This window comes from Microbacterium sp. 22215 (genome assembly GCF_052045655.1).
In the GTDB taxonomy this organism is placed as follows: domain Bacteria; phylum Actinomycetota; class Actinomycetes; order Actinomycetales; family Microbacteriaceae; genus Microbacterium; species Microbacterium phyllosphaerae.
The window spans coordinates 18,354-42,268 of sequence record NZ_JBQEPC010000005.1 but is presented as its reverse complement, the minus strand read 5'-3'; the positions used below and the strand labels follow the sequence as shown (position 1 = coordinate 42,268).

The following is a 23,915-nucleotide window of genomic DNA, read 5'->3' as shown; positions in this document are numbered from 1 at the left end:
CGCTGTCGGACGGAGGGAGAGTCGTGTCGATACGAGCGACCATCGAAGAGGTGGCGTCCGCCGCCGGAGTCTCGCGATCGACGGTGTCGCGCGTCGTGAACGGATCGACGGCGGTGAGTCCGGAGGCGCTCGTCGCGGTGCAGCGGGCCATCGAGGAGCTCAGCTACGTGCCCAACCGCGCGGCGCGGTCGCTGGCCTCGAAGCAGACTCACGCGATCGCCCTGATCGTGCCCGAAGACACCACCCGCTTCTTCGGCGACCCGTTCTTCGCGGCGATCGTGGCGGGCATCACGGGGGCGCTCCGCGGCTCGGACTACCTCCTCAACCTGCTCATCGCGAGTGACGACCCCGGCGACAAGATGACCAGCTTCGTCCGCAACGGCGGAGTCGACGGTGCGCTCATCGTGTCGCATCACACCAGTGACGCCTTCATCGAGCGTGTCGCCGACGCGGTCCCCGTCGTGTGGGGTGGCCGTCCGGTGCGTCTGCGCGAGGGCGATTACGTGGTCGATGTCGACAACGTCGCCGGCGCGCGCACGGCGACCGAGTACCTGATCGGGACCGGACGCACCCGCATCGCGACGATCTCGGGGCCCATGACCATGGTGTCGTCGGTCGACCGTGTGCAGGGCTTCCAGGCGGCGTTGGCGGATGCGGGGCTGACGCCGTTCGCGGCGGAGGCCGGCGACTACAGCGAGGCGAGCGGAGCGGATGCCGCACGTCGCATCCTCGCGGCGGGGCGCCCAGATGCGATCTTCGTCGCCAGCGACCTCATGGCGCGAGGAGCGTTGACGGCGCTGCGCGCCGCCGGCATCCGGGTACCCGAAGACGTGGCGCTGGTCGGGTTCGACGACTCGTCGGTCGCGCTGAGCACCGATCCGCAGCTCACGACCATGCGGCAGCCGATGTACGCGCAGGGCGAGGCGATGGCAGGGGTGCTGCTGTCGCGGCTGGCCGGACGCGACCCCGAGCACACCACGATCCTGCCGACCGAGCTCGTGGTGCGGGCCTCGTCGTAGCCTCGCCCTCACCCCTGCATCTGACGGGGAAGGGCGACACGGATGCGGACCCGACGCCCCTCCAGGTGGGTCCGCATCCGTGATCCTGTGCGGTCAGCCGATGCGTTGGGCCGACCTGAGTTCGATCGCCGCCGGCCAGGGCAGCATCGCCCACGGTCCGTTGCGCTTCGTCGACGTCGCTTCCTTGAAGTCGCTCCACCCGTCTCCGAACTTCGCGAACGATTCGTCGTCGAGAGTGCCGTCGCTCCAGTGCATGATGCGTCCTGCGAGGTAGCTGAGCCCGAAGTCCGCCCACGACACGAACGACGGTCGGGCTTTGATGCTGATGCGGTGGATGATCAGGCGGGCCTCGGCGACGTCGGCATACCCGAGCGCGACACCCCACGTCGTCAACGCCACGGCCTGGCCGAGGGCATAGGCGTCGAGCGTGCGGACGAAGAGGTCGGGCGTGACGACCTCCCTGCCGACGCGCTTGCGCACCTCCCGCTCGATGTGCTCGATGCCGACGACGAACGGATGCGCGTCGTGCTCGTCACCGCCGTCCGCAGCGATGGCGTCGAGCCACTCCCGCGTCGTCGGCACGCGGCCCAGCGCGGTGGCGAGATCGTTGCGGACGCCCAGGTGGAGCATCCACGCATGGCGGCGACGTCGCACGGTGCACAGGTGATCGATCATGCCGAGCCAGTCCGTTCGGGAGTGGATCCCCCACTGCTCGGCGAGCATCCGACCCTCGTCCTCGCCGAGTTCCGGTGCGGTCGGATCGTTCCACGGGCCCGAGGGCACGGTGCGGATCTGGAGGTATCCCAGAGCGATCTCACTCGCTGCGGCATCGTCCGTGGAGTGGCTGCTCGACGTCGTGACCCTTGGTGCAGGCAGGACCCACGAGAGGGGATGCATTGCACTCCTTCCGACGCGGCATCGACGACACGCAAAGCTTGAATAGCCGTTCAGTCAGTAATATATAGGTTTCGGAGCCTTTTTCCGAGTCGTCCAATCCTGGGGAGGTGGACCTGCATGACGCGTAACGATGAATTGAATCGCGTCGCGCGGGAGCGCTCCCGCCAGGTCATCCTGCAGGCTGCGATCGACCTCTTCGCAGAGCGTGGTGTCTCGGGTGCGAGCATCGCCGAGATCACGCGTCGGGCGGGGGTGGCGCAGGGGTTGGCGAACTACCACTTCGGCGGCAAGGACCAGCTGATCGCGGCCGTTCTCGACAACTGGTTCGACGTGCTGTTCGGCATCCCCCAGGTCGACGGCCCTGCCGATCTGCGTCTGGCCGGCATCATCGACGGCGCGCTCACGGCCACCGGTTACGCGCTGCCGGTGCAGCGAGCCGTGTTCGCGATGCAGCAGCAGCCGACCACTCACCGCCTGTACGCCGAGGCGGAGGGGCGGCATGCCGAGCAGGCGAGACTCTCGGAGGACACCGTGCGCGAGATCTTCCGGGAGCGTGGCGCCGCCGACCCGCCGCTCGAGGAGATCATGCTCCGCAGCACGCTCGAGGGGATCTTCATGAAGTTCGCGGTGTACGGCGACACGTTCCCGCTCGAGGATGCGCGGCGCTGGGTGCACCGGCTGTACGGCCTGCCCGAGCCCGTGACGCCGCTGCCGTTGCACCTCGCCCCGCGCGATCCCGACGCCAGGACCAGGGCGTCCGGAGCGCTCCGCCCCGAGCTCTGAACCACTGAACGCGCAGATCCCGGATGCCGCCGCTGCAGCATCCGGGATCTGTCTCAGATTCTGGAGTTACGCGGGGTCGCCGCCGAGTGGTCCGACGGCTTCGAGCGGCTTCGGGTCGTCGGCGCCGGTCTTGCGCGCTCGGGCGATGAGGTTGCCCAGGTGGTAGATCAGCAGTGCCGCGACCGTGCCGAGCACGATGCCGCCGAAGGCGAAGTCGCCGAGCTGCATCGAGAACCCGGCGATGCCGATCACGAGCGAGACGGCTGCGGTGTACTGGTTCACCGGACGCGAGAAGTCGACCTTGCTGTCGACCCAGATCTTGATGCCGATGATGCCGATCAGGCCGTACAGCGCGGTGGTCGCGCCACCCAGCACGCCGGCGGGGATCGAGTTGAAGACCTCGCCGATCTTGGGTGAGAACGCCAGCAGGATCGCGAACAGGCCGGCGACCCAGTAGACCGCGGTCGAGTAGACCCGGGTGGCGGCCATGACTCCGATGTTCTCGCCGTACGTGGTGGTGCCGGATCCGCCGAAGCCGCCGGCGATCGTCGTGGCGACGCCGTCGGCGATGAGCGCGCGACCCGTGTGCTTGTTGATCTCGGGGTCTTCGGTCATCGTCGCGACGCCGCGCACGTGGCCGACGTTCTCGGCGACGAGCACCAGGACGACGGGGAGGAACATCGCGATCGTCGACCAGGTGCCCGGTGCGACGAAGTCGGGGAGCTGGAACTCGGGCAGGCCGACCCAGGGAGCGTCCGCGATGAGCTCGGCAGGGGTCTTGCCTCCGCGCAGGGCGTTGGGCACATCGAACGAGCCGGTGAAGGCGGCGTAGATGAAGCCCACGGCGACGCCGAGGAAGATCGAGATGCGGCCGAGGAAGCCGCGGAACAGCACCGCGAACAGGATGATCGCGACGAGCGTGATGGTCGCGGTGACCGGGTCGAGCTGGAAGTTGTTCCACGCGGTCGGCGCGAGGTTGAAGCCGATCAGTGCGACGATCGCTCCGGCGACGACCGGGGGCATGAGGGCGTCAACCCAGCGGAGGCCGGCGAACTGCACGACCAGACCGACCACGGCGAGCAGGATGCCGACCGCGACGACGCCTGCCAGGGCCGAGCCGGTGCCACCCGCCGCGACGGCAGCCGTGATCGGCGCGATGAACGCGAACGACGAGCCCAGGTAGCTCGGCAGCTGGTTCTTGGTGATCAGCAGGAAGATCAGGGTGCCGAGACCGCTGAAGAGCAGGGTGGTCGAGACCGGGAAGCCGGTCAGCGTCGGCACGAGGAACGTGGCGCCGAACATCGCGACCACGTGCTGGGCGCCGATCGCGATCGTGGCCGGCCAGTTCAGGCGCTCATCGGGCTTGACGACGGCGCCGGGTTCGACCGTGCGGCCGTTTCCGTGGGTCTTCCACAGGGGCATGCGGGCTCCTCAGTATCGGGGGGAGGGGGAGTGCTGGAGCAACACTACCGATTCCTGAGTGTTCCCTGGGTGTGCTGTCGGCCCTGCGCGTGCGGGGTACCGCGCGGGGTCAGGCCCCGAGGCGCTCGATCAGCTCGCGGTAGCGGGCGGCGGTGCGCTCGACGATGTCCGCGGGCAGCGCGGGCGGCTCGCCCTGCTTGTCCCAGTTGGCGGCGAGCCAGTCGCGCACGATCTGCTTGTCGAAGCTCGCCATGCGCTCGCTCGGCGTCGAGCCGGTGCGCCACGCTTCGGCATCCCAGTACCGCGACGAGTCGCTCGTGAGCACCTCGTCGGCCAGGTGCAGGATACCCTCGGCATCCGTTCCGAACTCGAACTTGGTGTCGGCGAGGATCAGGCCCTTCTCCCCGGCGATCGCGGCGGCGCGCGTGTAGAGCGCCAGCGAGACGTCGCGCAGCTCGGTGGCGCGCTCGGCGCCGACCAGCTCCACCGTCTGCTCGAAGGTGATGTTCTCGTCGTGCTCACCCATCGGCGCCTTGTAGGCGGGGGTGAACAGCGGCTCGGGCAGGCGGTCGCCGTTCTGCAGGCCGGCGGGCAGCGGGATGCCGCACACGGTGCCGCTCTCGGTGTACTCGGCCCAGCCGGAGCCGGTGATGTACCCGCGCACGACGCATTCGACCGGGAGCATCTCGAGCGACTGCGCGAGCATGGCACGATCGGCGACGCTCGCGGGGATCTCGCCCTCAGCCAGGTGGTTCGGGACGTCGGCGAGCTCGCTGAACCACCAGCGGCTCAGGCGCGTCAGCAGCGCACCCTTCTCGGGGATGCCCGGCGAGAGCACGGAGTCGAACGCGCTCACGCGGTCGGAGGCGACCACGAGGATGCGGGTGTCGGCGGCGTCATCCGAGGCGTACAGGTCGCGGACCTTGCCCGAGTAGATGTGGCGCCAGCCGGGGATGGTCTGCGCGTTGCTGTCCGAAGGTGTGCTCACCCGCCCATTATCCCGGTAGACGCGCCGCTGCCGTGTCAAGCCCTGGCATGACTCCGCCGTATCGGCGACGCTCGAGTGGACGGAGCGGAGGAATCATGACGAAGGACCTGTCGACCGGAGACCGGGTGAGCTGGAACACATCCCAGGGGCGCACGCACGGCACAGTCGAAGAGAAGCGGACGAAGGACTTCCGGTTCGCCGGACAGAGCTTCACGGCTTCGGAGGACGAGCCGGCCTACATCGTGAAGTCGGAGAAGAGCGGTGAGAAGGCCGCGCACAAGGGATCCGCGCTGCGGAAGCTGGGCGACTGAAGTGACCGCGGTTCGCCGCGCCGAGTGTCGGCGGGGGTGCCTAGCCTGAATCCGTGAACGACGATCTCCTCACCGACCGGCTGCGATTGGCGCGGGCTGTCCCCTCCGACCTCGATGAGGTCTTCGCGATCCAGAGCGATCCGCGGGTGTGGACGCACTACCCGATCCTCCGGCACACCGATCCTGCGCAGACCGTCGACATGATGGAGCGGTGGGATCGCAGCTGGGCGGAGGCCGGTCTCGGATCCTGGGTCGCCCGTCTGCGGGACACCGGCGCGGTCGTCGGCAACGGCGGATGCACGCTGCTCGGCGGCGAGGTCTGGAACGTCGGCTACCGGATCTCGGCTGACCACCACGGCCGCGGCCTGGCGACCGAGCTCGCGCGAGCGGGTGTCGCGCGGGCGCGGGAGATCGCTCCGGAGCGTCCCGTGATCGCCTATCTCGTCGAGCACAACCGTGCCTCCGCTCACGTCGCCGAGAAGCTGGGCCTCGAACTCGTGCATCGTGCGCCGGATGTCGGCAACCCCGACCCCTCGGTGATCCGGCTCGTCTACGCGGATCGGCCGCTCACCTCGACTCAGCTCGGGGCTGCTCTGCAGTGAGGCGGTACGCCGCCACCGGCGTTGTCACACCGTCAGAAGAGGCGTATAGTCCACATGGACTAATTGAGGTGGAGTACATGTCGAAGGACCCTGTGGAGCGGTTGACCCCGATGGGCGTCATGGTGCTCGCGCTGCTGCGCGAGGGTGACATGCATCCCTACGAGATGGTGCGTCTGATGCGCTCCCGCCGCGACGAGCGCCTGTTGGCCATCACCAACGGCACGCTCTACCACACGGTCGGTCGGCTGCAGCGGGAGGGCCTGATCGACGAGGTCGGCATCGACCGCGACGGCAACCGCCCGGAGCGCACCACCTACACGCTCACGGATGCGGGAACGGATGCTCTGATCGACTGGCTCCGACGCGAGCTGTCGACCATCGATCACCCGGCCGAGTTCCGCATCGCGCTCGCCGAGGCGCACAACCTCGAGCGGCCCGACGTGATCGACTGCCTCCGCTCTCGGCGTGCGGCTCTCGACGAGGGCCATGTGCAGCATCGCGATGGACTGATCGGCGCGCGCGCCAAGGCCGTTCCCGAGCAGGTGCTCGTCGAGTTCGAGCGCCAGGAGGTGCTGCTCGAGGCCGAGCTGCGCTGGCTCGACTCTCTGCTCGCTCGCCTCGAAGCCGAGGAGTTCGGCTGGGGTCCCACTGCTTTCGAGAACACAGACCGCTACCTCGCTCAGCGAAAGGCTGCACAGCAATGACCGATTCCTCCTCGACGGGACGCCCGCCCGTGGCATCCTCGTCGTCCGGTCCCTCGACCGGAACATTCGCCGCAGGGCACCGACCCGCGAGCCCTTGGCCCGCCCTCTGGGCGCTGGTCATCGGCTTCTTCATGATCCTCGTGGACACCACGATCGTCTCGGTCGCGAACCCCGCGATCAAGGCGGCCCTCGACCCGACGACGAACAACCTCGACAACGTCGTGTGGGTCACGAGCGCCTACCTGCTCGCCTACGCGGTGCCGCTGCTGATCACCGGCCGTCTCGGCGACCGGTTCGGCCCCAAGAACATCTACCTCATCGGCCTGGCGATCTTCACGCTCGCCTCTCTGTGGTGCGGTCTGTCGGACTCGCTCGGGATGCTCATCGCGGCCCGCGCCGTGCAGGGTCTCGGTGCCGCGTTCATGACCCCGCAGACGATGGCCGTGATCACACGCACGTTCCCGCCCGAGCGCCGCGGCGCAGCAATGGGCCTGTGGGGCGCGACGGCCGGTGTCGCGACGCTGGTCGGCCCGCTCGTCGGCGGCCTTCTCGTCGACGGCTTCGGCTGGGAGTGGATCTTCTTCGTCAACATCCCGGTCGGTGTCGTCGCGTTCGTGCTCGCCTGGCGTCTCGTGCCGAAGCTGCAGACCAGCCCGCACCGCTTCGACATCCTCGGCGTGATCCTCAGTGCCGTCGCGCTGTTCCTCATCGTCTTCGGGCTGCAGGAGGGCGAGAAGTTCGACTGGGGCGTCATCTGGGGGCCCATCTCGGTGTGGAGCCTGATCATCGCCGGCCTCGTCGTGCTCGCGCTGTTCATCGTGCAGCAGGCGCGCACCCGCAGCGAGGCGCTGGTGCCGCTCGCGCTGTTCCGCGATCGGAACTTCTCGGGGGCCAACGTCGCGATCGCGGCGGTCGGCTTCACGGTGACGAGCATGTCGCTGCCGATGATGTTCTTCCTGCAGACGGCTCGCGGGCTCACCCCGACCGAGGCGGCGCTGCTGCTCATCCCGATGGCGGTGCTCTCGGGTGTGCTCGCCCCGTTCGCGGGCAAGCTGCTCGATCGCGTCGACCCGCGCATCATCCTCATCCCGGGCCTGCTCTGCGTGGTCGTCGCCCTGATCTGGTACTCGGCGCTGATCAACATGGACACCCCGATCTGGATGTTCCTGCTGCCCTCGGCCTTGATGGGTGTCGGCAACGCGGGTATGTGGGGTCCGCTCGCGACGACGGCGACCCGCAAGCTGCCTCCGCGCCAGGCCGGTGCCGGCGCAGGCATCTACAACACGACCCGCACCATCGGATCGGTCATCGGCTCGGCATCCATCGCCGCCTTCATGCAGTCGCGTCTCGAGGCGAACCTTCCGGGGCTCTCCGACGCCCCGTCGGGCATCAGCGGCGGAAGCCTTCCTCCGCAGGTCGCGGAGGGGTTCGCTGCCGGCATGTCCCAGGCGATCCTGCTGCCCGCGTGCGTGATGGTCGTCGCTCTCGTGGCCTCGCTGTTCCTCGGGCGGTACGACAAGGCGGATGCCACGGCATCCGCGCCGGCGGAGGCCTCCGCTCCCGCGGCGTGACCCACGCCTGACCACGAGCCGGGTCTTCTGCACGATCGTGCGGAGGGCCCGGCTCTTCCAGGTTTGCGACGGCCGCGTCGGTGTGATGTCATCGGGCGATGACGATCGAGCTCATGAGGCCCACCACCGACCTGTTCGATTCCTGGGCGGCGGCCGTCGCTGAGTTCGGCGAGAGTCACATCGACGGGTCGGGTCTCCAGGCACCCGTCACCCCGGATCACGCGACGCTCGATGCCCTGATCGAGAAGTCGGAGCTGCTCTCCGACACCACCGCGCAGTTGCCCGAGGATGCCGTGCACAACGACCTGTACTGGGTCGTCGACGACGGAGAGGTCGTCGGCTTCCTCTCGTTCCGGCACGAGCTCAACGACTACCTGCGTGAGGTCGGCGGCCACATCGGCTACGCCGTGCGGGAGTCGCGTCGTCGTCAGGGCTATGCCTCGGCTGCCCTGCGTCTCGGCCTCGACCGTGCGCGCGAGATCGGACTCGATCGGGTCATGGTGAGCTGCGACGACGACAACGTCGGCTCCTTCCGCACGATCGAGGGGGCGGGAGGGGTGCTGCAGGACGTCCGTGTGCTGCCCGAGCACGGAGACGCCCCGGTGCGCCGCTACTGGATCACGCTGTAGCCACGAGCCTGCGCAGCGCCCTCGGCACACGGCGACACGCCGTCGCCGGTTAGGGTGGATTCTCGACGACCATCCCGGTGGCAGCATCCTGTCGCCCATCCGATCCGAGGAGCATCCGTCGTGATCCCACATCCTTCTTCTGCGTCTGCGCGTCTGCGCACGCTCGGACGCACCGTCGGGGCGATGGCGCTCACGGCGTTCATCGCGGCCGGCGCGTTGCTCGGCGGAGCCTCCGCCGCGACCGCCGCCGACGACACCGAGAAGTACGTCATCGGCACCGACACGACGTTCGCGCCGTTCGAGTTCACCGATGAGAGCGGCGAGCTCGTCGGCATCGACATGGATCTGCTCCGAGCGATCGCGAAGGACCAGGGCTTCGAGGTCGAGATCCGACAGCTCGGCTTCGACGCCGCGGTGCAGGCCCTTCAGGCCAACCAGGTCGACGCCGTCATGGCGGGCATGTCGATCACCGACGAGCGCGAGAAGACGTTCGACTTCAGTGACCCGTACTTCACCAGCGGCATCCAGCTGGGCGTGCTCGACTCGAGCGACATCCAGTCGCTCGACGACCTCGACGGTGAGGCCGTGGCGGTCAAGACCGGCACGCAGGGCCAGACCTTCGCCGAGGAGAACAAGGACGAGTACGGCTTCCGCATCACGCCGTATCAGGACACCACCGACATGGTGGATGCCGTCAAGGCCGGCCAGGCCGTCGGCTACTTCGAGGACTTCCCGGTGCTCGCCTACGGCATCCAGCAGGGGTCGGGCTTCCGCCTGATCGGCGAGCCGGAGCTCGGCGGCGAGTACGGCTTCGCCGTCAACAAGGGGCAGAACCCCGAGCTCATCGAGATGTTCAACGAGGGACTGAAGAACCTCCAAGCGTCCGGCGAGTACGACAAGATCGTCGACAGCTACCTCGCCGGCGGTGAGGAGACCACGCAGGCCACCGATATCTTCTCCGTCGCCGTGAAGTACTGGCCCGCTCTCATGGAGGGGCTCTGGCTCACGATCCTCGCGACCCTCGTCGCGATCGTCGCCGCCTTCATCCTCGGCCTCATCTTCGGCTTCGGACGTGTCTCGGCCTTCGCCCCGTTCCGCTGGGTCGCCACGGCGTACGTCTACGTCTTCCGTGGCACGCCGATCCTCGTGCAGGCGTTCTTCGTGTTCTTCGCCATCCCGCAGCTGTTCCCCGGGCTCACATTCAACCCGTTCGTCGCCGGTGCGATCACGCTCTCGCTGAACACGGGTGCGTACATGACCGAGATCATCCGCGGAGGCATCCAGGCCGTCGATCCCGGCCAATCCGAGGCGTCGCGCTCGCTGGGCCTCGGCCACTGGAAGACCATGCAGAAGGTCGTGCTGCCGCAGGCGTTCCGCATCATGATCCCGTCGTTCGTGAACCAGGGCATCATCACCCTCAAGGACACGTCGCTGATCAGCGTGATCGGGCTCGCTGAGCTCACGTTCGTGTCGCGCCAGATCATCGCCTCGACGTACCTGTCGGCGCAGGTGCTGACGATCGTCGCCATCATCTACTTCGTCGTGATCACGCTTCTCACGCTGCTCGCGAACCGCCTGGAGAGGAAGTTCAACGCATGAGCAAGATCGAGGTCAAAGGCCTGCACAAGTCATTCGCCGACAACCACGTGCTCAAGGGCATCGACCTGACGGTCGACGACGGCGAGGTCATCGCGGTCATCGGTCCGTCCGGTTCGGGCAAGTCCACTCTGCTGCGCTGCCTCAACAAGCTCGAAGAGCCGACGTCGGGTCACGTCATCGTCGACGGCGTCGACCTGACCGACAAGAGCGTGAAGCTCGACGAGGTGCGCCAGCGCATCGGCATGGTGTTCCAGCACTTCAACCTGTTCCCGCACATGACCGTGCTCGAGAACATCACGCTGGCGCCGATCGAGCTCGGCAAGCTGTCGAAGGCCGAGGCGAAGGAGCGGGCGCTCGCGCTGCTCGACCGCGTGGGCCTGGCCGAGAAGGCGGATGCGAAGCCGGCATCGCTCTCGGGCGGTCAGAAGCAGCGCGTGGCGATCGCCCGCGCGCTCGCGATGGACCCCGAGATCATGCTCTTCGACGAGGCGACCAGCGCTCTCGACCCCGAGATGGTCGGCGAGGTGCTGCAAGTCATCCGCGACCTGGCGTCCGGCGGCATGACGATGGTGCTCGTGACGCACGAGATGGGCTTCGCTCGCGAGGTCTCGGGCCGCACGGTGTTCATGGACGGCGGAGTCGTCGTCGAGGAGGCGCCGCCGGCCGAGCTGTTCGGTGCTCCGAAGAACGAGCGACTGAAGGACTTCCTGTCGAAGGTGCTCTGAGCGGTCACCCCGTGTCGAAGGCCCCCATCCGGTATCGGGTGGGGGCTTTCGTCGTGCAGCGGGTCAGTCGGGTGCGACCGCGGATGCGACCGGGGCCGGATGCCGACGGATGGTCGCGCTGACGAGAGCGGCGACCGCGCAGAGGCCTGCGGCCGCGAACCATGCGACCGTGTACTGCCCGGTGTGGTCGCGCACCAGCCCGGCGAGGACCGACGCGATGCCGGCGCCGATCTGGTGCGACGCGAACACCCAGCCGAACACGAGTGGCCCGCGGTCGCCGAAGACCTCACGGCAGAGCGCGATGGTCGGCGGCACGGTGGCGACCCAGTCCAGGCCGTAGATCACGATGAAGACGACGATGCTGGGCTGCACCTCGGCCGACAGCAGGCTGGGCAGGAACAGCAGGCTCACGCCGCGCAGCGCGTAGTACGCGGCGAGCAGGATGCGGGGGTTCACCCGGTCGGTCAGCCAGCCGGAGAACACGGTGCCGGCGATGTCAAAGATCCCGACGACCGCGAGCAGGCCCGCGGCGGTGGTGGTCGGCATCCCGTGGTCGTGCGCGCTGGGGATGAAGTGCGTGCCGATCAGCCCGTTGGTCGTCGCCCCGCAGATCGCGAAACCGATCGCCAGCGCCCAGAACGTCCGGGTGCGTGCGGCGTCGCGCAGGGTCGTGATCGCGAGCCGGGCTGCTCCCCAGGCATTTCCCTTCGGTCGGGGTGCCACCACGAGCGGGCCGGTGTCACCGTATCGGTTCACGCCGAGGTCGCTCGGCCGGTTGCGCAGGAAGATCCAGACCAGGGGTACGACCGCGAGCGCGCCGCCGGCGATGATGAGCGATGCTCCTCGCCAGCCGATGTCCTGGGCTGCCACGGCGATGACGGGCAGGAAGATCAGCTGCCCGGTGGCGCTGCCCGCCGTGAGCACGCCCGAGACCAGGCCCCGTCTGGTCGCGAACCAGGTGTCGGTGATGGTCGCCGCGAACACGAGCGCCATCGACCCGGTGCCGAGGCCGATCAGCACGCCCCACGTCAGGATCAGCTGCGCGGGTGTGGCGACGAAGACGCTCAGGGCGGCGCCCGCGCCGATCACGAACAGTGCGGTGACGGTGACGGCCCGGATGCCGAAGCGCTGCATCAGGGCGGCTGCGAACGGCGCGGTGAGCCCGAACAGCAGCAGGTTGACGGTCACGGCGAGGGAGAGCTCGGCGGTGGTCCAGCCGAACTCGTCCTGCAGGGGGAGCATGAGCACGCCCGGTGCGGCACGGAATCCGGCAGCACCGATCAGGGCGATCAGTGCGACGAGAGCGACGATCCAGGCCGGGTGGATGCGGCGCGGTCGCTGTCCGGGAGCCGCTTCGGACAACTCCGCAGGCTCGTCGACGGATTCGGCGGTCATGCCGCGCTGCCGGTGATGAGGTCGAACGGCTCGCCGCCCATGCTTCGCCGCGCCCAGCGGGTGCTGTCGGCGTCGAGCGGTGCGGCGCACTGCGTGCACCAGTCGGAGGATGCCGCGACCTCGCCGCAGCGCGCACAGCTGACCGTGAGGCCCCAGGTTCCGTCAGGGTCGGTGATGCGCGAGAACCGCGCGTGGGCGTGCAGGATCGGCAGGGTCTCGCGGCCGGCGTCGGTGAGACGGTAACCGGGGTCGCCCTGCGCGACGAGGCCGGCCTCGGTCATCGACGCGAGGCGCCGAGCGAGCACCGAGTCGGCGGCGCCGGTGGCATCCCGCAGTTGATCGAAGCGGGTGCGGCCCGAGAACATCTCGCGCAGGATCAGCAGCACCCACGGGTCGGCGAGCACGTCGGCGGCGCGGGCGATCGGACACGTGGCGGTCGACCAGTCTGAGCGGAGCGGCATCCGTCTACTTTCTTGAAGAAAGTAAGCAGAGTCAAGAGTTGTCGAAGGGATGGCGGAATCCCTGCTCGAATCGGCAGGAATGCGACGAGGCGGATTACTCCGCGACGCGGGCGGCGATGTCGGTCCGGAAGTGCGAACCGTCGAGGCGGATGCGGCCGATCGCCTCGTACGCGCGGTCACGCGCGGTGCGGAAATCGGATGCCACGGCGACGACGTTCAGTACACGGCCGCCCGTCGCGATGAGGGATCCCCCGGGGGCATCAGGGCTCGCGGTCGCGGCGTGCACGAGACGGACTCCCTCGACCGCCGCGGCGTCGGCGAGACCCTCGATCGGACGACCGGTCTGCGGGGCCTCGGGGTACCCCTCGCTCGCAAGCACGACGGTGATCGCGACGTCGTCGCTGAAGACCGGCTCCGGCTGATCCTCGAGAGTGCCGGATGCCGCGGCGAGCAGCAGCTCCGAGAGCGGCGTCACGAGACGCGGCAGCACGATCTGGGTCTCGGGGTCGCCGAAACGGGCGTTGAACTCGATGACGCGCACGCCGGCGGGCGTGAGGATGAGGCCGGCGTAGAGCAGGCCGATGAACGGCGTGCCCTCGCTGTCGAGCTGGCGGATGACGGGGAGCGCCACGTCGCGCGTGACCTCCTCGACGAAGGCCTGCTCGCTGCCGAACTGCTCGGCCAGCCACGGCAGCGGCGAGTACGCGCCCATGCCGCCGGTGTTCGGACCCTCGTCGCCGTCGAGTGCGCGCTTGAAGTCCTGCGCGGGGCTGAGGGCGCGCACGGTGTCGCCGTCGCTGAGGAAGAACAGCGACACCTCGGGGCCCGAGAGGAACTCCTCGATCAGCACGGGGCCGGACGGCAGGTAGTGCGCGGCGTGCGCGAGGGCGTCGCTGCGGTCAGACGTGACGATGACGCCCTTGCCCGCTGCGAGCCCGTCGGCCTTGACCACGTACGGGGCGCCGAGGTCGTCGAACGCGGCCTCGACCTCGGCGGTGGTGGTCGCTCGCACCGCGCGACCGGTGGGCACGCCCGCGGCATCCATGATCCGCTTCGCGAACGACTTGGATCCCTCGAGCTGCGCGGCGGCCCTGCCGGGGCCGAACACCGGGATGCCGTGCGCACGCAGCACGTCGGCGACTCCGGCGACGAGCGGCGCCTCGGGGCCGACGACCACGAGGTCGATGGCGTGCTCGTTCGCGAACGAGGTCACCGCGGCGCCGTCGAGCATGTCGACCGAGACGGGGGTCGCATCCTGCGCGATGCCGGCATTGCCGGGGGCGACGAAGATCTCGTGCTCCGCCTTCTCTGCTCGCAGAGCGAGGATGATCGCGTGCTCACGGGCACCGGAACCGAGGACGAGAATCTTCACCCGTCCAGACTACCGAGGCGGGCGCGCGGGTTTCGGCGGGTTGCGTTCCACCCGCACAGGCTCAGAGTTCGATCGGGCGCTCGATCGACGGATCCCAGTCCGAGGTCCAGCCGGTCGCGTCGAACAGGGCGTCGAGCACCATCGCGGTGAACCCCCACACGATCGTGCCGTCGACGTCGAACGCGGGGCCGCGCCAGGTGCGCCCCATACGGTGGATCGTCGAGGTGAACCGGGTCGCGGGGTCGAGCAGCTGCGCGACCGGCACCCGGAACACGTCGACCGTCTCGGCGTGGTCGACGGCCGCGACGCGCGAGGGGGAGCGCCACCAGGCGAGCACCGGGGTGACCAGGTGGTTGCTCGCGGCGAGGGGGATCTCGGGCAGGGTCGCCAAGACCTCGACACCTGAGGGGTCGAGTCCGGTCTCCTCCTCGGCTTCGCGCAGGGCGGTGGCGACGGCGTCGTCGTCCGCGGGCTCCACGCGGCCGCCGGGGAACGACACCTGTCCCGGGTGCGACGACAGGGTCGCCGCGCGGCGCTGCAGCAGCACATCGAGGTCGGTGGCGACGGTCAGCTCGTCGGTCTGAGCGGGGATGTCGTCGAGCCGGCCGAACAGCACGAGCACGGATGCCGGATGGGCGGTGCCCACGACGGGCGGGAACGGCCTCGCCCAGCTCTCATGCCGCTGCGTCGCCGCGAGCAGCTCGGCTCTCGCGCCGTGCAGGGTATCGGGATTCTGGCTCATCGCCTCGAGCCTATGCCCGTGCAGAGTCGTGAGGGCGGACGGCTCGGGGCGGCAGCCTTCCGATGAGCCGGGCGTAGCCTGATCCCATGCCCTCCAGGAAGATCGACATCATCGACGGACGCGCGGCCCTCGATGCGGTGCGGCGAGCGGATGCCGCCGGCGAGAAGCCGCAGCGCACCGATCTCGCGACCGCCGTGCGGTACCTGCTGCAGCTGCTCGACGAGAAGGCGCCGGGCAACAGCGTCGAGGTGCGGGTGCCGCCGTTCGGCGCGGTGCAGGTGATCCAGGGGCCTCGGCACACGCGGGGGACCCCGCCGAACGTCGTCGAGATGGACGCAACGACCTGGATCGCCGTCTCCACGGGCACGGAGCACTGGTCGGATGCCGCGGCATCCGGTCGTATCAGCGCCTCGGGCACGCGCGCCGACCTCTCCGACGTGCTGCCGCTGCGCCCCTGAGTCGTCGGCGGCCGTTCGAATCGCGTGAATGGCCGCATATACGTCTCGGATGCGGCCAATCACGCGATTCGAAAGCTGCGACGGCGGCTGCGGCAGCGACGGCGTCAGAGTCCGCGGCGAGCGACCACCAGCGGCACACCCGTCACCGGATGCGGGAACACGTCGACCGGCTGTCCGTAGACGGCCTCGATCCGCTCGGCCGTGAGCACGTCGGCGGCCGACCCCGTCGCGGCGACCCGGCCCTCCGACAGCAGCGTGACCCGGTCGGCATGAGCGAGTGCCGCGTTGAGGTCGTGCAGCACGATCGCGACGGCGATGCCGGCATCGGCCTGACCGCGGATCAGCCGCATGACGTCTTCGTGATGCTTCAGGTCGAGCGCGGCGGTCGGCTCGTCGAGCAGCAGGATGCCGGTGCTCTGCGCGATGACGCGGGCCAGTGCGACGCGGGCGCGCTCTCCGCCGGACAGTGACGTCACCGCACGCGACGACAGCGACAGCACCTCGGTCGACGCCATCGCCGCGGCCACGATGTCGTCGTCGTCATCGGCCGCGCCCGTGCGTACCCACGGCGCCCGGCCCATGCGCACGACCTGCTCGGCGCTGAACGGGAACGACACCGCGTTCTCCTGCAGCAGCACCGCTCGTGCTCTCGCCATCTCCTGCGCGCGGATGCCTCCGATCGGCACCCCGTCGAGCGTGACCTCGCCGGTCGACGGTGTCACATCGCCCGCGAGCACGCCGAACAGCGTCGACTTTCCCGCGCCGTTGGGCCCGACCAAGGCGTGGATCTCGCCCGCCCTGACCTCGATCGATGCGTCGTCGAGGATCGCGCGCTCGCCGCCGACGAGCACGGTGACCTCGGTCGCCTGCAGGCGGACGGCGTCGTCGGCGGCGCTCATGCCCATCCTCCCGAGCGTCGGCGCGTGCGCACGAGCAGCCAGAGGAAGAAGGGTCCGCCGACGAGTGAGGTGATCATGCCGATGGGCAGATCGGCCAGCGGCACCGCCGTGCGGGCGACGAGGTCGGCGACCGCGATCAGCAGCGCGCCGCCGAACGCCGAGGCGATCATCAGCGGCAGATGCGCGGGGCCGATGATCATGCGCATCAGGTGCGGCACGACCAAGCCTGCGAACCCGATGATGCCGGCGAACGCGACGGCGGCGCAGACCAGCACCGCGACCGTGACGATCACGACCATGCGCAGCAGCTCCACGTTGACGCCCAGATGGCGGGCGGTGCGCTCGCCGAGGGCGAAGAGGTCGAGCTGGGGCGACACGATCAGCGCCACGACGATGCCGATCGCCACGAGCGGAGCGACCAGGGCCACGTTCGACCACAGTGCCCCGTTGAGTGACCCGAGCTGCCAGAACACGATCTGCTCGCGCGTCGACGTCGTGCCGAGAAAGGTGAGGAAGGCCATGCCGGCGCCTGCGATCGCGTTGATCGCGATGCCGGTGAGGAGCAGGGTGACGACCTCCGTGCGGCCACCCGAGCGACTGATGAAGTAGACCGCGAGCACGGCCACGAGCCCTCCGAGGAACGCGAATGCCGGGGTGGTCCACATTCCGAACGAGGCGAGGCCGAGCGTGATGCTCGCGGCGGCGCCGAGGGCGGCACCGGACGAGACGCCCACGACACCGGCATCCGCCAGCGGGTTGCCGAAGATCGCCTGCATGAGCACACCCGACACGGCGAGGGCCGCGCCGACGAGCAGTCCGAGCACGAGGCGCGGCAGGCGCAGGTTGTAGATCACGCCGTAGTCGGTCGCCTCGGTGGGGGCCCACGCGGTGTCGATGCCGATTCCGCGCAGCAGCACCCCGATGAGGTCGGTCGGGGAGAGCGAATACTGTCCGCTCGTGATCGACACGATGCAGGTGACGAGGAGAGCGGCGAGCAGCCCGATGATGACGAGCGTGAAGCGCAGCCCGCGGTGTCTCGACGGCGTGCGGGTGACGACCTCGCCGCTCACTTCGCGGACTCGGATGTCGCGGCCTCGGGGGCGTAGAGCGCGCGGGCGATCGCTCCGATCACGTCGGCCGAGCGGGGGCCGAAGCTGAGGATCTCGCTGTCGGCCATGTCGATCACGCGACGGTTGGCGCCTGCCGGAGTCTCGGCGATCGCGGGGATGCGCTCGATCAGGCCGTCGATGCCGTCGACCGACTCGAGCCCGTCGGTCATCATCACGAGCACGTCGGGTTTCGCGGCGACGAGCGCCTCGGCGGTCATCGGCTTCATGCCCTCCCAGCCGATCTCGGCCGCGACGTCGACCCCTCCGACCGCGTCGATCAGAGAGTCGGCTCCCGAGTCCTCGCCGAAGATGTAGTAGATGTTCGCGTTGCCGCGCACGTACAGGAACAGCATCCGTGCCCGGTCGTCGACATCGGTCGGCACGACGGCGGCGATCTCTGCCAGCGCGTCGTCGAGATCGGCGTCCAGGCGCTCGATCAGGGCGGCACCGCGCGAGGGCACGCCGAGGGCCGTGGCGATCTCGGTGACCAGCTCGTCGGTGGTGTCGAGGCGTCGGTCGCTCGAGATCACGACGATCGCGATGCCGGCATCGCGCAGCTGCTGACGGATCTCCTTGGGGCCGATCGTGGTGTCGGTGAGGATGACGGTGGGGGCGAGTTCGAGGATCGCTTCGGCGTTCAGCGTGTGGCCCGACTTCGTGACCACGGGCAGGTTCTCGGTGCCGGCGAACATCGTCGACGAGTCGCGCCCGACGACCTGGTCGCCGAGGCCGAGAGCGAAGACGGTCGAGGCGATGGTGCCCGAGATGTCGATCGGCAGGATGCGGTCGACATCGGTGATCTCGACCTCGCGACCCTCGCTGTCGGTGACGGTCACGGGGAGCCCCGGGGCCGTGTCGTCGGTGACCGGCTCGATCGCATGTCTCGAGAGGCAGGCCGTGGATCCGCCGGTCGCGCCGCGCACGTCATCGACGAGGTCCAGATCGGCGAGGGGGACGGATGCCTGGGGGCAGGCGTCGACCGCGTCGCTCTGCTGCGGTACGGCGGACGCCCCGGGGTCTGCGCACGCGGAGAGTCCGACGGCCAGAGCGGCAGCGAGAAGGAGGGCAGAAACGCGTCGCATTAGGCAAGGCTATCCTAAAACTTGACTCGACCTTACGGCCAGCTCTATTCTCAGGAATGGAGCTTACTTAGCTAAGCCTAACCAACAATCACCCTCTCGCCCGACTGCATAGCGGCACCGCCGGCGCGCGCTCGTTCGCGTGCCCGCAGCCGTCTGGAGAATCGTGAACGCCACAGCCACAGCATCCACGGGGAGCAGCCGCATACGCGTGCTGGTCGCCGCCCTCGTCTCTTTCCTCCTGATCGCGGCGGGCGCGGTGATCGTCCCGCCCGCGCACGCGGCGGGCGGATCCGTCGCCGCCTCCGTGACCTCTGCGAGCACCACCGGCGTCACGGTGCAGGTCGACGCCTCGGGTCTTCCCGAGGTCGCGAGCGTCTACGCCGCGCTGATCGTGAAGGGCACCGAGAGCGGACTCTCCGGCCCCGGTGGTGGCTACGCCGCGTTCGCGCAGCCGTTCCCGGCGGTCGCCGCGGGGGCGAGCTCGTTCACGCTGACCGCTCCGGCCGGATCCCTCGACCGCACCGAGGTCTACGAGGTGCTCATCTGGCAGCAGCACTCGGTGCCCAACGCCGACACGATCTACGCCCGCGGCGACGTCGCCATCTCGGACGCACAGTGGGATGCCGTGTTCGGCGCCGAGACGACGGACCCGGGGACTGACCCCGGTACTGACCCGGGAACGGACCCCGGCACTGACCCGGGAACTGACCCGGGAACGGACCCCGGCACTGACCCGGGAACGGACCCCGGCACTGACCCGGGAACGGACCCCGGCACCGACCCGGGCACGGACCCCGGCACCGACCCGGGCGAGGCCGAGCCCGCGGCTCCCTCGATCCAGGTCTACCTCGCGGACGGTACGACGCCCGCCGGGACGACCGCTCTGAAGGCGGGCGACAAGGTCGTGGTGAAGGGTTCGGGATACGACCCGACGGCGAACGTGGGCGGTCGTGGTGTGCCGATCCCGGCGAACCTTCCGCAGGGCACGTATGTCGTGTTCGGCAACTTCGCCTCGACGTGGCAGCCCTCGACGGGAGCCGCCGGTGCGACCCGGTCGGTGGGGTCGCAGGCGTGGGCGCTGTCCGAGTCCGTCCTGGACCAGGTGCCGTCGCAGTACCAGGCCGCGATCCGCTCGCAGTGGGTCGACATCGCCGCAGACGGCACGTTCCAGGCGACGTTGACGCTGAAGGACTCCGCCGCGACCCCGGGCTCGTACGGCGTCTACACGTACGGCGCGGGTGGCGTGACCAACGCGGCCCAGGAGCAGAGCGTCGCCCTCATCTACACGATCGCGCCGAAGATCACCGTCGCATCGTCGCCGGCCACCGGCGATCCCGGCATCACCACCAAGGTCACCGGCACCTCGTTCGGCTCGGCCACCGGCGTCTACGCCGCGGTCATCGAAACAGGCACCGAGGCGAACGTCACCGCGAGCAGCGGGTTCGCAGCCATGCAGTACGTGCGCGGCGTGACCGGCGGCGCGTTCACGGTCGACCTCACGGCCAAGGCCGCCGATCTCGATCGCACCAAGAACTACGAGGTGATCGTCTGGACGCAGCACACGCTGCCCAATGCTCAGACCATCCTCGCCCGCGCCGCCGTCACGATCAGCGATGCCGACTGGGATGCCATCGAACCCGCGCCGGCGGCTCCCTCGATCCAGGTCTTCCTCGCGGACGGTACGACGCCCGCCGGGACGACCGCTCTGAAGGCGGGCGACAAGGTCGTCGTGAAGGGGTCCGGCTACGACCCGACGGCGAACGTCGGGGGACGCGGAGTGCCGATCCCGGCGAACCTTCCGCAGGGCACGTATGTGGTGTTCGGCAACTTCGGGTCAGCCTGGCAGCCTTCGACGGGAGCAGCCGGTTCGACGCGTTCGGTGGGGTCGCAGATGTGGGCGCTCTCGGAGGAAGTCCTGAACCAGGTGCCGTCGCAGTACCAGGCCGCGATCCGCTCGCAGTGGGTCGACATCGCCGCCGACGGAACCTTCGAGGCGACGTTGACGCTGAAGGATTCCGCCGCGACCCCGGGCTCATACGGCGTCTATACCTACGGCGCCGGTGGCGTGACCAACGCGGCCCAGGAGCAGAGCGTCGCCCTCAACTACGGACTCACGGCCGCGGTGACTTCGGCGGTCAAGAGCGCCACCGCGACCGAGGGCCTGACGGTCACCGCTGCGGGGTCGAAGCTCGGTGACGTCACCGGTGCGTACGTCGCGCTGATCGAGAAGGGCACCGAGGCCGACGTCACGGCCGGCGGCGGCTTCCTTGCGATGCAGTACGTCCGTGACATCACGTGGGGGGCCTTCACGGTCGACCTCAACACGGCGGCGGCGAAGCTCGATCGCACGAAGACCTACGAGGTCATCGCGTGGCAGCAGCACACGCTGCCCACGGCCGACACGATCCAGGCACGCTCGACCGTCGCCATCACCGATGCGCAGTGGGACGCGCTGTTCGGCACGAAGCCTCCGACGCCGAAGCCCCCGGTGACGACCCCGACCAAGCCTGCGGCCACCGTGCCCGGTGGCTCGCTGCGCTGGGCGATCTCGTCGTCGTTCACGAAGTACGTCGTCGGCGACATAGCCAAGGGCGCGATCGACGTGTCGGGGGGAGCGACGCGCTCGGGCGGGCTCTTCCAGTTCGGCCAGACCGTCGGCGGCGACTACAACGCGTCGACCGGTCTCGGCAGCGTCGTCTACCGCGGTTCGGTGCGCTTCACCGGTCATGCCGGCGTGCTCGACGTCACGGTCTCGAATCCGCAGATCAGCGTCACGTCCACGAGTGCGGCGACGCTGTACGTCACCCACGCCGGATCACGGGTCGCGTTCGCGACGCTCGACCTCTCCCGTGCGACGGTGACGAAGGCGAACGGCGCGGTCACCTACTCGGGTGCTCCCGCCGCTCTCACGGCGGAAGGCCGCAGCACGGTGCTGTCGGGCTTCTCGACGAACCTCGATCCGGTGTCCTTCACGATCGGCTCGGTGGCGGCAGCACCCGCGGGTACGACCGGAACCGTCGCCGCGGCCGTGGTGAAGCCCAAGGAGACACTTCCGTCGACTCCGCCGGCGACCACCGGCATCGAGATCGCCGAGAGCGAGCTCGAGGCACTGCAGTCCGGCAAGACCGCGACATTCTCGGCACCCGGGTTCCAGCCGAACGAGACGGGCATCAAGGTCGTCGTCTACTCGACCCCCGTGCTGCTCGACACGGTCTCGGCGGATGCCGCCGGCGTCGCGACCTGGACGGGAACGCTGCCGGCGAGCCTGGAGGACGGCGCGCACACGCTGACCCTGCAGGGCTCGGTCACTCGGGGACTCGAGTTCACCCTGGCCCGGGAGACCGCGGCGATCGGTGCGTGCACCGTCGACGGTGCCACGCTCCACTGGGGCTACAAGGAGTCGTTCCGCACCTACATCGAGGGCATCGCCGCGGGCGGCTGGACGCTCACCGATGTCACGTACCAGTACCCGGACTACGTCTGGGAGGGCGGCACCGGCTCGTTCGACGACGAGACCCTCACCGGGCTCGTCACGTTCGGAGGCAGCATCACCTTCACCGGTCACGGCGGCGCGCTGAACACGACCCTGGCGAACGCACGGGTCGAGCTCGCCGGCGACACGGGGTACCTCGTGTTCGACCTGCTCGGCACCACGCAGGACGGCCAGAGCGTCGACCAGAAGGCGGTCCGCCTGGCCGAGTTCGCTCTCGGAGATGCGGCCGTCGTCGACGGAGCGCTCTCGCTCGACGCGATCCCGACGACCCTCACCGAGGCGGGTGCCGCCGCATTCGGCACCTACGCCGCCGGCGAGGAGCTCGACCCTGTCACCGCGCAGCTCCCGGTCGCCGAGGACTGCGGCGTCGCGGCGCCCGAGGAGGACGAGCCCGCCGAGTCCGAGGGCACGGCAGCTGCGGCATCCGTCACGGCTGTCACCGACTCGGAGGGCGCTCCGGTGTGGCCCTGGATCGTCGGAGGCCTCGTGATCGTGGTGCTCGCCGTCGGCGGGGGCGTCCTGATCGGACGCCGCACCAGGGCGACGCCCGAGAGCGCCGAGGTCACGACGACCGAGGTCTGATCCGCTTCAGAACTGCATCGCCCTCCCCGCAGCGGACGCGGGGAGGGCGATGCTCTGCGCAGACGGGGGAGCGACCCACAGCCAACGGTGGGACAATGGATGCATGTCCTCTCACGATTCCTCCCAGACGGTCGAGGCGACCGTCCGACGCGTGCCTCGGTTCGGCGTGTTCATGGGCATCGGAGTCGTGCTCGGGATCATCGCCGCAGGCATCCTCACCATGGTGGGCAGCTACGAGCCGTCCGACGCCGTCAACGTCGTCTACCCTCCCGGCCAGGTCTTCGGATTCCTGCTGCTGTGGACGGTGCCGATCGGCTTCGCGCTCGCGAGCATCGTCGCCCTCATCCTCGAGCGCACCGCACGGCGCCACGATCGCGTCGTGCACGTCGAGCACGAGACGATCATCGAGAACGACTGACCGCGACGCTCCGTCTCTACGCCAGTTCGGCGATGATCGGCCGGATGGCCGCGTCGAACGACACGACGTCGCGTCGCAGGCCGTCGGTGACCGCCACCGTCAACGCGCCGATCCACCAGATGCCGCGCTGCGAGAACGGCAGCACCTGCACGTTGAGCTCGAACGAGTGCGCGCGGCGCCCGATGTCGCGCTCGAACTCGGCGATCGCCGAGGCGTAGGCGCGATACGCCTCGCCACCGATCGTGCCGTTGCCCGACCGGCTCGCCATCGAACTGCGGATCGATGACACGTAGCGGTCGTGCGCGACGCGGGCGTAGTGCAGGGTGGATGCCGCGTGCGGTGTGATCGCCTCGGTCAGCTGCTCGGATCCGGATGCCGGCAGGGCGACGAGCGTGTCGAAGCCCTCGACGAGCTCGAGCGGAACGTCCGACGGGTGGGCGCGGGGCTCGACCGTCATGTCCCAGTACTCCCGCCACTGCTTCTCGAGGTCGGGAGTGACCTCGGTGGCGTCGGGCGCTCTGACGGGCAGATCCCGCAGGCTCGGCAGGTCTTCGGGGGCTCGGATGCCGAGCGATTGCCGCAGCGCGAGCGCGACGAGCACCGGAACGCTCGCGTCCTCGCGGATCAACCACTGCGGCTTGTCGGCCATGGCCC

23 protein-coding genes are annotated in these 23,915 nt (G+C 69.3%); 12 read left to right on the top strand and 11 right to left on the bottom strand.

Annotated features, from left to right (window positions below):
* The first annotated feature begins 23 nt into the window (after positions 1-23).
* Positions 24-1,019, top strand: a complete 996-nt coding sequence (locus ACTJKH_RS09815; protein ID WP_440736741.1) for a LacI family DNA-binding transcriptional regulator — start codon at positions 24-26, stop codon at positions 1,017-1,019.
* A gap of 93 nt (positions 1,020-1,112) precedes the next feature.
* On the opposite strand, the gene ACTJKH_RS09810 is transcribed toward ACTJKH_RS09815, so the two are convergent.
* A complete protein-coding gene (locus ACTJKH_RS09810) occupies positions 1,113-1,916 on the bottom strand; it encodes a DUF1266 domain-containing protein (protein ID WP_440736740.1) in 804 nt (267 codons plus the stop codon).
* Between the two features lie 117 nt (positions 1,917-2,033).
* On the opposite strand from ACTJKH_RS09810, the gene ACTJKH_RS09805 reads away from it, so the two are divergent.
* A complete protein-coding gene (locus ACTJKH_RS09805) occupies positions 2,034-2,699 on the top strand; it encodes a TetR/AcrR family transcriptional regulator (protein ID WP_440736739.1) in 666 nt (221 codons plus the stop codon).
* 66 nt (positions 2,700-2,765) lie between these two features.
* On the opposite strand, the gene ACTJKH_RS09800 is transcribed toward ACTJKH_RS09805, so the two are convergent.
* The gene (locus ACTJKH_RS09800) at positions 2,766-4,121 is read right to left on the bottom strand and encodes a uracil-xanthine permease family protein (RefSeq protein ID WP_440736738.1); all 1,356 of its coding nucleotides are present in this window, start codon (positions 4,119-4,121) and stop codon (positions 2,766-2,768) included.
* A gap of 109 nt (positions 4,122-4,230) precedes the next feature.
* Positions 4,231-5,109: a phosphoribosylaminoimidazolesuccinocarboxamide synthase gene (locus tag ACTJKH_RS09795; protein ID WP_440736737.1), complete on the bottom strand. Its 879-nt coding sequence runs from the start codon at positions 5,107-5,109 to the stop codon at positions 4,231-4,233.
* A 95-nt stretch (positions 5,110-5,204) separates the two neighbouring features.
* Here ACTJKH_RS09795 and ACTJKH_RS09790 point away from each other — a divergent pair, with 95 nt between their 5' ends.
* The 7 genes from ACTJKH_RS09790 to ACTJKH_RS09760 all read left to right on the top strand — a co-directional run bounded on the left by ACTJKH_RS09790 (position 5,205) and on the right by ACTJKH_RS09760 (position 11,250).
* The gene (locus ACTJKH_RS09790; RefSeq protein WP_440736736.1) at positions 5,205-5,420 is read left to right on the top strand and encodes a DUF2945 domain-containing protein; all 216 of its coding nucleotides are present in this window, start codon (positions 5,205-5,207) and stop codon (positions 5,418-5,420) included.
* Positions 5,421-5,473: 53 nt separating this feature from the next.
* Entirely contained in the window at positions 5,474-6,022 is a 549-nt protein-coding gene (locus ACTJKH_RS09785) for a GNAT family N-acetyltransferase (RefSeq protein ID WP_440736735.1), read from the top strand.
* Positions 6,023-6,099: 77 nt separating this feature from the next.
* On the top strand, positions 6,100-6,726 hold the full coding sequence (locus tag ACTJKH_RS09780) for a PadR family transcriptional regulator (protein WP_440736734.1): 627 nt from the start codon (positions 6,100-6,102) through the stop codon (positions 6,724-6,726).
* Positions 6,723-8,297 (top strand): MFS transporter, encoded by a 1,575-nt coding sequence (locus ACTJKH_RS09775; RefSeq protein WP_440736733.1) that lies wholly within the window; start codon positions 6,723-6,725, stop codon positions 8,295-8,297. The genes ACTJKH_RS09780 and ACTJKH_RS09775 overlap by 4 nt, the downstream gene beginning before the upstream one ends.
* A 98-nt stretch (positions 8,298-8,395) precedes the next feature.
* A complete protein-coding gene (locus ACTJKH_RS09770) occupies positions 8,396-8,926 on the top strand; it encodes a GNAT family N-acetyltransferase (RefSeq protein WP_440736732.1) in 531 nt (176 codons plus the stop codon).
* A 120-nt stretch (positions 8,927-9,046) separates the two neighbouring features.
* Positions 9,047-10,525, top strand: a complete 1,479-nt coding sequence (locus ACTJKH_RS09765; protein WP_440736731.1) for an amino acid ABC transporter substrate-binding protein/permease — start codon at positions 9,047-9,049, stop codon at positions 10,523-10,525.
* Positions 10,522-11,250: an amino acid ABC transporter ATP-binding protein gene (locus ACTJKH_RS09760; RefSeq protein WP_210096827.1), complete on the top strand. Its 729-nt coding sequence runs from the start codon at positions 10,522-10,524 to the stop codon at positions 11,248-11,250. The genes ACTJKH_RS09765 and ACTJKH_RS09760 overlap by 4 nt, the downstream gene beginning before the upstream one ends.
* A 63-nt stretch (positions 11,251-11,313) precedes the next feature.
* On the opposite strand, the gene ACTJKH_RS09755 is transcribed toward ACTJKH_RS09760, so the two are convergent.
* The 4 genes from ACTJKH_RS09755 to ACTJKH_RS09740 form a co-directional block, all read right to left on the bottom strand.
* Complete coding sequence (locus ACTJKH_RS09755; RefSeq protein WP_440736730.1) at positions 11,314-12,645, bottom strand: MFS transporter; 1,332 nt, start codon at positions 12,643-12,645, stop codon at positions 11,314-11,316.
* Positions 12,642-13,106, bottom strand: coding sequence for a winged helix-turn-helix transcriptional regulator (locus ACTJKH_RS09750; protein ID WP_440736729.1), 465 nt, complete (start codon positions 13,104-13,106; stop codon positions 12,642-12,644). Before ACTJKH_RS09750 ends, ACTJKH_RS09755 begins: the two co-directional genes overlap by 4 nt.
* A 94-nt stretch (positions 13,107-13,200) precedes the next feature.
* On the bottom strand, positions 13,201-14,478 hold the full coding sequence (gene purD / locus ACTJKH_RS09745) for a phosphoribosylamine--glycine ligase (RefSeq protein ID WP_440736728.1): 1,278 nt from the start codon (positions 14,476-14,478) through the stop codon (positions 13,201-13,203).
* A gap of 61 nt (positions 14,479-14,539) precedes the next feature.
* The gene (locus ACTJKH_RS09740; RefSeq protein ID WP_440736727.1) at positions 14,540-15,220 is read right to left on the bottom strand and encodes an NUDIX hydrolase; all 681 of its coding nucleotides are present in this window, start codon (positions 15,218-15,220) and stop codon (positions 14,540-14,542) included.
* 86 nt (positions 15,221-15,306) lie between these two features.
* Here ACTJKH_RS09740 and ACTJKH_RS09735 point away from each other — a divergent pair, with 86 nt between their 5' ends.
* Positions 15,307-15,678 (top strand): sterol carrier family protein, encoded by a 372-nt coding sequence (locus ACTJKH_RS09735; protein WP_440736726.1) that lies wholly within the window; start codon positions 15,307-15,309, stop codon positions 15,676-15,678.
* Between the two features lie 104 nt (positions 15,679-15,782).
* On the opposite strand, the gene ACTJKH_RS09730 is transcribed toward ACTJKH_RS09735, so the two are convergent.
* From ACTJKH_RS09730 to ACTJKH_RS09720, 3 genes are read right to left on the bottom strand one after another with little or no spacing between them, the layout of a single operon-like run.
* The gene (locus ACTJKH_RS09730) at positions 15,783-16,577 is read right to left on the bottom strand and encodes a heme ABC transporter ATP-binding protein (RefSeq protein ID WP_440736725.1); all 795 of its coding nucleotides are present in this window, start codon (positions 16,575-16,577) and stop codon (positions 15,783-15,785) included.
* Positions 16,574-17,647, bottom strand: a complete 1,074-nt coding sequence (locus tag ACTJKH_RS09725) for a FecCD family ABC transporter permease (protein ID WP_440736724.1) — start codon at positions 17,645-17,647, stop codon at positions 16,574-16,576. Before ACTJKH_RS09725 ends, ACTJKH_RS09730 begins: the two co-directional genes overlap by 4 nt.
* The gene (locus ACTJKH_RS09720) at positions 17,644-18,768 is read right to left on the bottom strand and encodes a heme/hemin ABC transporter substrate-binding protein (protein WP_440736723.1); all 1,125 of its coding nucleotides are present in this window, start codon (positions 18,766-18,768) and stop codon (positions 17,644-17,646) included. Before ACTJKH_RS09720 ends, ACTJKH_RS09725 begins: the two co-directional genes overlap by 4 nt.
* A gap of 163 nt (positions 18,769-18,931) precedes the next feature.
* On the opposite strand from ACTJKH_RS09720, the gene ACTJKH_RS09715 reads away from it, so the two are divergent.
* Complete coding sequence (locus ACTJKH_RS09715; RefSeq protein ID WP_440736722.1) at positions 18,932-22,843, top strand: HtaA domain-containing protein; 3,912 nt, start codon at positions 18,932-18,934, stop codon at positions 22,841-22,843.
* A 103-nt stretch (positions 22,844-22,946) separates the two neighbouring features.
* Positions 22,947-23,261, top strand: coding sequence for a potassium transporter Trk (locus tag ACTJKH_RS09710; RefSeq protein ID WP_210096837.1), 315 nt, complete (start codon positions 22,947-22,949; stop codon positions 23,259-23,261).
* Between the two features lie 16 nt (positions 23,262-23,277).
* Here ACTJKH_RS09710 and ACTJKH_RS09705 read toward each other — a convergent pair whose 3' ends face one another.
* Positions 23,278-23,910 (bottom strand): zinc-binding alcohol dehydrogenase, encoded by a 633-nt coding sequence (locus ACTJKH_RS09705; protein WP_210096838.1) that lies wholly within the window; start codon positions 23,908-23,910, stop codon positions 23,278-23,280.
* Positions 23,911-23,915 lie beyond the last annotated feature (5 nt).

Coding starts and splice junctions, on each gene's coding strand:
- ACTJKH_RS09780 (WP_440736734.1), top strand. CDS start 6,100: ATGTCGAAGGACCCTGTGGAGCGGTTGACCCCGATGGGCGTCATGGTG.
- ACTJKH_RS09805 (WP_440736739.1), top strand. CDS start 2,034: ATGACGCGTAACGATGAATTGAATCGCGTCGCGCGGGAGCGCTCCCGC.
- ACTJKH_RS09735 (WP_440736726.1), top strand. CDS start 15,307: ATGCCCTCCAGGAAGATCGACATCATCGACGGACGCGCGGCCCTCGAT.
- ACTJKH_RS09750 (WP_440736729.1), bottom strand. CDS start 13,106: ATGCCGCTCCGCTCAGACTGGTCGACCGCCACGTGTCCGATCGCCCGC.
- ACTJKH_RS09740 (WP_440736727.1), bottom strand. CDS start 15,220: ATGAGCCAGAATCCCGATACCCTGCACGGCGCGAGAGCCGAGCTGCTC.
- ACTJKH_RS09800 (WP_440736738.1), bottom strand. CDS start 4,121: ATGCCCCTGTGGAAGACCCACGGAAACGGCCGCACGGTCGAACCCGGC.
- ACTJKH_RS09810 (WP_440736740.1), bottom strand. CDS start 1,916: ATGCATCCCCTCTCGTGGGTCCTGCCTGCACCAAGGGTCACGACGTCG.
- ACTJKH_RS09760 (WP_210096827.1), top strand. CDS start 10,522: ATGAGCAAGATCGAGGTCAAAGGCCTGCACAAGTCATTCGCCGACAAC.
- ACTJKH_RS09775 (WP_440736733.1), top strand. CDS start 6,723: ATGACCGATTCCTCCTCGACGGGACGCCCGCCCGTGGCATCCTCGTCG.
- ACTJKH_RS09730 (WP_440736725.1), bottom strand. CDS start 16,577: ATGAGCGCCGCCGACGACGCCGTCCGCCTGCAGGCGACCGAGGTCACC.
- ACTJKH_RS09790 (WP_440736736.1), top strand. CDS start 5,205: ATGACGAAGGACCTGTCGACCGGAGACCGGGTGAGCTGGAACACATCC.
- ACTJKH_RS09755 (WP_440736730.1), bottom strand. CDS start 12,645: ATGACCGCCGAATCCGTCGACGAGCCTGCGGAGTTGTCCGAAGCGGCT.
- ACTJKH_RS09720 (WP_440736723.1), bottom strand. CDS start 18,768: ATGCGACGCGTTTCTGCCCTCCTTCTCGCTGCCGCTCTGGCCGTCGGA.
- ACTJKH_RS09770 (WP_440736732.1), top strand. CDS start 8,396: ATGACGATCGAGCTCATGAGGCCCACCACCGACCTGTTCGATTCCTGG.
- ACTJKH_RS09705 (WP_210096838.1), bottom strand. CDS start 23,910: ATGGCCGACAAGCCGCAGTGGTTGATCCGCGAGGACGCGAGCGTTCCG.
- ACTJKH_RS09710 (WP_210096837.1), top strand. CDS start 22,947: ATGTCCTCTCACGATTCCTCCCAGACGGTCGAGGCGACCGTCCGACGC.